This is a genomic window from Parolsenella sp. (genome assembly GCF_982402205.1).
In genome coordinates this window covers 1-5,706 of sequence record NZ_CEVYAT010000102.1, presented here as the reverse complement: position 1 = coordinate 5,706, position 5,706 = coordinate 1, and the positions used below count along the sequence as shown (strand labels likewise).

At 68.5% G+C, this 5,706-nt stretch carries 5 protein-coding genes; 4 read left to right on the top strand and 1 reads right to left on the bottom strand.

Annotated features, from left to right (window positions below; all coding sequences use genetic code 11):
* From AC1VTH_RS06070 to recN, 4 genes are all read left to right on the top strand, one after another.
* Nucleotides 1-1,518, top strand: a 1,518-nt coding sequence (locus AC1VTH_RS06070; protein ID WP_481335269.1) for an iron-containing alcohol dehydrogenase, incomplete at its 5' end; no start/stop codon positions are given.
* Nucleotides 1,519-1,642: 124 nt separating this feature from the next.
* On the top strand, nucleotides 1,643-2,404 hold the full coding sequence (locus tag AC1VTH_RS06065; protein WP_481335268.1) for a phosphotransferase: 762 nt from the start codon (nucleotides 1,643-1,645) through the stop codon (nucleotides 2,402-2,404).
* A gap of 185 nt (nucleotides 2,405-2,589) precedes the next feature.
* Complete coding sequence (locus tag AC1VTH_RS06060) at nucleotides 2,590-3,453, top strand: NAD(+)/NADH kinase (protein WP_481335267.1); 864 nt, start codon at nucleotides 2,590-2,592, stop codon at nucleotides 3,451-3,453.
* Nucleotides 3,454-3,463: 10 nt separating this feature from the next.
* Nucleotides 3,464-5,092 (top strand): DNA repair protein RecN, encoded by a 1,629-nt coding sequence (gene recN, locus AC1VTH_RS06055; protein WP_481335265.1) that lies wholly within the window; start codon nucleotides 3,464-3,466, stop codon nucleotides 5,090-5,092.
* Nucleotides 5,093-5,295: 203 nt separating this feature from the next.
* On the opposite strand, the gene AC1VTH_RS06050 is transcribed toward recN, so the two are convergent.
* On the bottom strand, nucleotides 5,296-5,706 hold a 411-nt coding region (locus tag AC1VTH_RS06050), incomplete at its 5' end, for a TatD family hydrolase (RefSeq protein WP_481335264.1).

Below are 5,706 nucleotides of genomic sequence, written 5' to 3'. Positions count from 1 at the left end.
GGCCACACCTCGTCTCTCTTCATCTCCACCACCGAGAAGGAGAAGATGGCAAAGCACGCGGCTGCCATGAAGACCTGCCGCATCCTCGTCAACACCCCCAGCTCGCAGGGTGGCATCGGCGACCTGTACAACTTCAAGACCGCCCCGTCCCTCACGCTGGGCTGCGGCTCCTGGGGCGGCAACTCCGTCTCCGAGAACGTGGGCCCCAAGCACCTGCTCAACATCAAGACGGTCGCAGAGAGGCGTGAGAACATGCTGTGGTTCCGTGCTCCCGAGAAGGTCTACTTCAAGCGTGGCTGCCAGCCGGTCGCCCTCGACGAGCTTGGCCGCGTCATGCACAAGAAGCGCGCGTTTATCGTCACGGACCAGTTCCTGTTCAAGAACGGCTTCATCAAGCCCATTGAGCAGAAGCTCGACGAGCTGGGCATCGAGCACGCCTGTTTCTGGGACGTCGCCCCTGACCCCACGCTGCAGTGCGCGCGCAAGGGCGCCGAGATCCTCACGAGCTTCGAGCCCGACGTGATCATCGCCTTTGGCGGCGGCTCCGCGATGGACGCCGGCAAGATCATGTGGGTCCTCTACGAGCACCCCGAGGCCAACTTCGAGGACATGGCCATGGACTTCATGGACATCCGCAAGAGGGTCTACACCTACCCTGAGATGGGCTCCAAGGCCTACTTCGTGGCCATCCCCACCTCCTCGGGCACGGGCTCGGAGTGCACGCCCTTCTCCGTCATCACCGACGCCGAGACCGGCATCAAGTGGCCGCTCGCCGACTACGCGCTGCTGCCCAACATGGCCATCGTCGACGCCAACAACATGGACACTCAGCCCAAGGGCCTCACCAGCGCCTCCGGCGTCGACGTCCTCACGCACGCCCTCGAGGCCTACGTCTCGGTCATGGCGAGCGACTGGAGCGACTCCATGGCCCTGCGTGCCATGAAGCTGGTCTTTGAGTACCTGCCCCGCGCCTACGACAACGGCGCCGCCGACCCCGAGGCCCGCGAGCGCATGGCCAACGCCTCGTGCCTGGCCGGCATGGCCTTCGCCAACGCCTTCCTGGGCCTCAACCACTCCATGGCCCACAAGCTCGGCGCCTACCACCACATCCCGCACGGCCTTGCCAACGCCGTCATCCTCACCCGCGTCATGCGCTATAACGCGGCCGACGTTCCCACCAAGATGGGCACGTTCCCGCAGTACGCCTACCCGCACGCGAAGGCCCGCTACGCCGAGGCCGCCCGCTACTGCGGCGTCACCGGCAAGAACGACGACGAGGTGTTCGAGAACTTCGTCAAGAAGATCAACGAGCTGTGCGACCACGTGGGCGTCAAGCACACCATCGCCGAGTATGGCGTCACCGAGGAGGACTTCCTCGACACGCTCGACGAGATGACCGAGAACGCGTTCAATGACCAGTGCACGCCGGCCAACCCGCGCTACCCGCTCATGAGCGAGATCAAGGAGCTCTACCTCGATGCCTACTACGGCCGTGAGCCCAAGAGCTACGAGGACTAGGTTCGCTGTTACCCGCCAGGGCATAGGCCCGCGCTGGTACACATAGGGGGAGGGGCAGCCCGCCAGGGGGCTGGAGGGCTGCCCGCCTTACCCGCTCACACCCAAGCCTAAAGGAGGGCTTAGCATGGAGCTTCCTCAGAACAAGACGGAGATCGTCCGTCGTGGCAACAAGGTCGTCTACGACTCGGGCGACCGCATCTTCAAGGTCTTCAACGCCTCCAAGGCCGAGAGCGACGTCTTCAACGAGGCACTCAACCTCGCGCGCATCCAGGAGACGGGCATCCGCGTACCCAAGATTGTTGAGGTCTCGCACTGCGACGAGGGCTGGGCGCTCGTGACCGAGAAGGTCCAGGGCACCACGCTTGCCGAGCGCATGAAGGCCGACAAGAAGAACAACGACGAGTACCTCGAGCAGTTCGTGCGCCTGCAGCTCGAGGTCAACGGCCACACCGCGCCGCTGCTCAACCGTCAGCGCGACAAGTACGCCCGCATGATCAACGGCCTCACCGAGATCGATGCCACGACCCGCTACGAGCTGCTCATTCGCCTCGACGGCATGAAGGTCGAGAACCACGTCTGCCACGGCGACTTTAACCCGAGCAACGTCATCGTGGGCGACGACGGCCTGCTGTACGTCTGCGACTGGGCCCATGCCACGCAGGGCGCGCCCGCCGCTGACGCCGCGATGACCTACCTGCTGTTCGCGCTCGAGGACCTGGGCCTGGCCGACAAGTCCCTCATGCTCTTCTGCAAGATGGCCGACATGCCGATGCAGGTCGTCCGCCGCTGGACGAGCATCGTCGCCGCCAGCGAGCTCGCCCGTCACCGCGACGCCAGGGAGGAGGAGTTCCTCCGCAGCTGGATCGACGTGGCCGAGTACCAGTAGGCCGTGCCTGCACGTGAATCCGCCCAGGGCCCGGACGCCTCGCATGGCGCCCGGGCCCTTTTGCGTGTGGGGACAGGAGTGGGGACATAAGACACGTCCCTCTGTCCCGCGGGCCGATGGCGCGGCTCGGGTTTCGCGCAGCCGTGCTACACTCATCGAACGGATGTTTCAAGGAGGTCGCCGTCGTGAAGGTCCTGCTCGTTCCCAACTACTCGCGCTCCGACGCCATTCAGGCCGCGGCCACCATCGAGGTGTGGCTCGCGCACGAGGGCGCCGAGGTCGTCTGGGCGCACGACAAGCGCCGCGAGCCCAACCGCGTCGTCGACTCCGAGGGGGTCGACCTAGTGGTGTCGCTCGGCGGCGACGGAACGCTGCTGCGCGCCGCCGGCATCGTGGGCTACCGCGAGATTCCCATCCTCGGCCTCTCCTTTGGCCACCTCGGCTTTCTCACCGGCGCCGGATCCGAGAACGTGGTCGAGTCGGTCTCACGCGCGCTCGCGGGCGAAATGCACCAGAGCCGCCGCGCCACGCTCGACGTCTGCATAACGTTCGACTGTGGTGGCGACCTCATGCGCGAGACTCACCATTTCGCCCTGAACGAGCTCGCCCTCACGCGCGGCGCCCTGGGCGACATGATCGAGTTCGACGTGCAGGTCTCGGGCAACCGCATCGACCGCCTGCGCGGCGACGGCTTCGTCGTCTCGACCGCCACGGGCTCCACGGGTTATGCCCTCTCGAGCGGCGGCCCCATCGTGACGCCCGAGTTCAAGGGCATGGTCTGCGTGCCCATTGCCCCGCACACGATCCTCGCCCGCGCCTTCCTCACGAGCTCGAGCGACGTCGTGGAACTCACGCTCTCAGACGAGCGCCCGGCCGAGAGCAGCGTCTTCGTCGACGGCCAGCTCATGCGCGCGCCCGAGGGCGGCCGCGTCGTGGCCTGCTCGGTGAGGCGTGGCCCTGGCGACGTGATCCTGCTCGACTCCGACGCCGACGGCTTCTACGAGGCCGTGTCACGCGTATTCTACGGCCAGATGCGCAAGAAGCAGTAGGGGAGCTCAGATGATTGACGAGCTGCACGTAGCGGGCGTGGCGCTCATCCGCGACGCCACGATCAACCCCGCGCCCGGCCTCACGGTGCTCACGGGCGAGACGGGCGCCGGCAAGACCGCCCTGCTGAGCGCCCTCAAGCTGCTCGTGGGCGAGCGCGCCGACGCCAGTTCCGTGCGCGAGGGAGACGACCACCTGCTCGTCGAGGGCCGCGTTTTCTTGGGTGCGGACGACGTCGACGGCCACGTGGTCCAGCGCCGCGTCGAGGCGGCCGGTCGCGGGCGGGTGCGCATCGACGGGCGCATGGCGAGCGTGGCCGAGCTGTCGCGGCTCGTGGGCGCCACGGTCGACCTGTGCGGCCAGCACGAGCACCAGCGCCTGCTCTCCACCGCCACCCATGCCGAGATGCTCGACGCCTGGGCAGGTGCCGATGCCACCCGGGCGCTCGACGCCTACTGCGAGGCGCTCCAGGCCGCCGATGATGCGAAGGCCGAGCTCGAGCGCGTGCGCGAGCTGGCCCGTGCGGGAGACGAGCGCCTCGAGCAGGCGAGCTTCGAGCTGCGCCGCATCGAGGAGGTCAACCCGCAGCCGGGCGAGCTCGAGCAGCTCGAGGAGGACCTGCCGCGCGCCGAGCACGCCGAGACCCTGCTGCGCGCCGCCGAGGCCGCCCGCGAGGCGGTGGCCGGCGACGGCGCCGCCATGGACGCCCTCTCGGGCGCGGTGGCCGAGCTGCGCGCCGCCGCGCGCTACGACGACGCCCTGTCCCAGCTCGCGGACTCGCTCGAGAGCGCCCTCATCGACGTCGAGGACTGCGCGGGCCAGCTGCGCAGCTACCGCGACTCGGTGGAGCTCGATCCCGAGGAGCTCGAGCAGATGCAGGCGCGCATGGCCTCGCTGCAGGGCCTCATGCGCACGTTTGGCCCCGGCATGGCAGACGTCTTTGCCCGCCGCGACCGGGCCCGCGAGCTCGTGGAGGCCGCGAGCGACTCGGGTGCGCGCGAACGTGCCGCCGAGAAGGCCCTGCGGGCCGCCGAGGCCACGCTTGCGAGCGCGGCGGACACCCTCGACTCCGTGCGATCGACGGCCGCCCCGCGCTTTGCCGCCGAGGTCACGGCCCAGATGGCCCGTCTCGAGATGGGCGGCGCCGAGCTCACGGTTGCGCTCGAGCGCATGCCGCGCGAGCAGTGGGGCAAGCTTGGCCCCAGCCACGTCGAGCTCATGTACCGTCCCGGCGCTGGCCTCACGGCGCGCCCGCTGCGCCGCATCGCGAGCGGCGGCGAGGTGAGCCGTGTGATGCTCGCCTGCAAGGTGGTGCTCGGCCAGGCCGATGGCGTCGACACGCTTGTGTTTGACGAGGTCGACGCCGGCGTGGGCGGCTCGACGGCGCGCTCGCTTGCCGCCGTGCTCGTCGACCTCGCCAAGACCCACCAGGTCATCGTCGTGACGCACCTCGCGCAGGTGGCCGTCATGGGCCAGTGCCACTACCTGGTGTCGAAGGCCGCGGGCGCCGACGGCCGTCCCGAGACGTCGCTCACCCTCATCGAGGGCGAGGACCGCGTGGCCGAGATTGCCCGCATGCTGTCGGGCGACACGTCAAAGATCTCGCTCGAGCACGCCCGCGAGCTTCTCACCCAGGCATAGGGGCGCCGACTCGGCTGGCTGGTCGGATGGGCTGTCAGTCGCGCATGTTTGCTCGGACGTGCCATCGGTTTTGCATGTCTATCTGAGAGGTCCATCGGTTTTGCACGTCCAGGGCTTCCCAGACGTGTCAAACCGATGGACCGTTGCAGGTAACATGCAAAACCGATGGCGCGATGGGCCCAATGAGCGGCGCCCCATCGTGGCTAAAGCTCGAGGAGGCGCCGGCTCGTGGCGGCAAGCCTCTCGGCAACGTCCTCGTTGCGCAGCTCGCAGACGGTGGCGAGCGTGTCGCGCAGGCGGCCCACGAGCCGCCCGGGCCCCCACTCGGCGGCGTGCGCGCCCTCGCCGGGCAGGTCGGTCTCGAGCAGCAGCTGGCTGGCCGGGACCTGTCTCACGTAGGCGCGGCCGCGGCGCGTCTCGAGTCCAAAGGCGTTGACCGAGAAGAGGCAGCCCATCCGCCGCGCCCGCGCGAGCTCGTCGCCCGACCCCGAGAACCAGTGGAGGATGACGTCGTTGTTGGCGAGCGTGCGGTGACGCTCGAGCAGGTCGAGCACCGCCGTGGCAGACGCCACGGCATGCACCGTGAGCACGTGCCCACCGCCCTCGCAGGCGCC

Excerpts from the sequence above, each read along its gene's own strand:
- AC1VTH_RS06065 (WP_481335268.1), top strand. The coding sequence starts at position 1,643 with ATGGAGCTTCCTCAGAACAAGACGGAGATCGTCCGTCGTGGCAACAAG.
- recN (WP_481335265.1), top strand. The coding sequence starts at position 3,464 with ATGATTGACGAGCTGCACGTAGCGGGCGTGGCGCTCATCCGCGACGCC.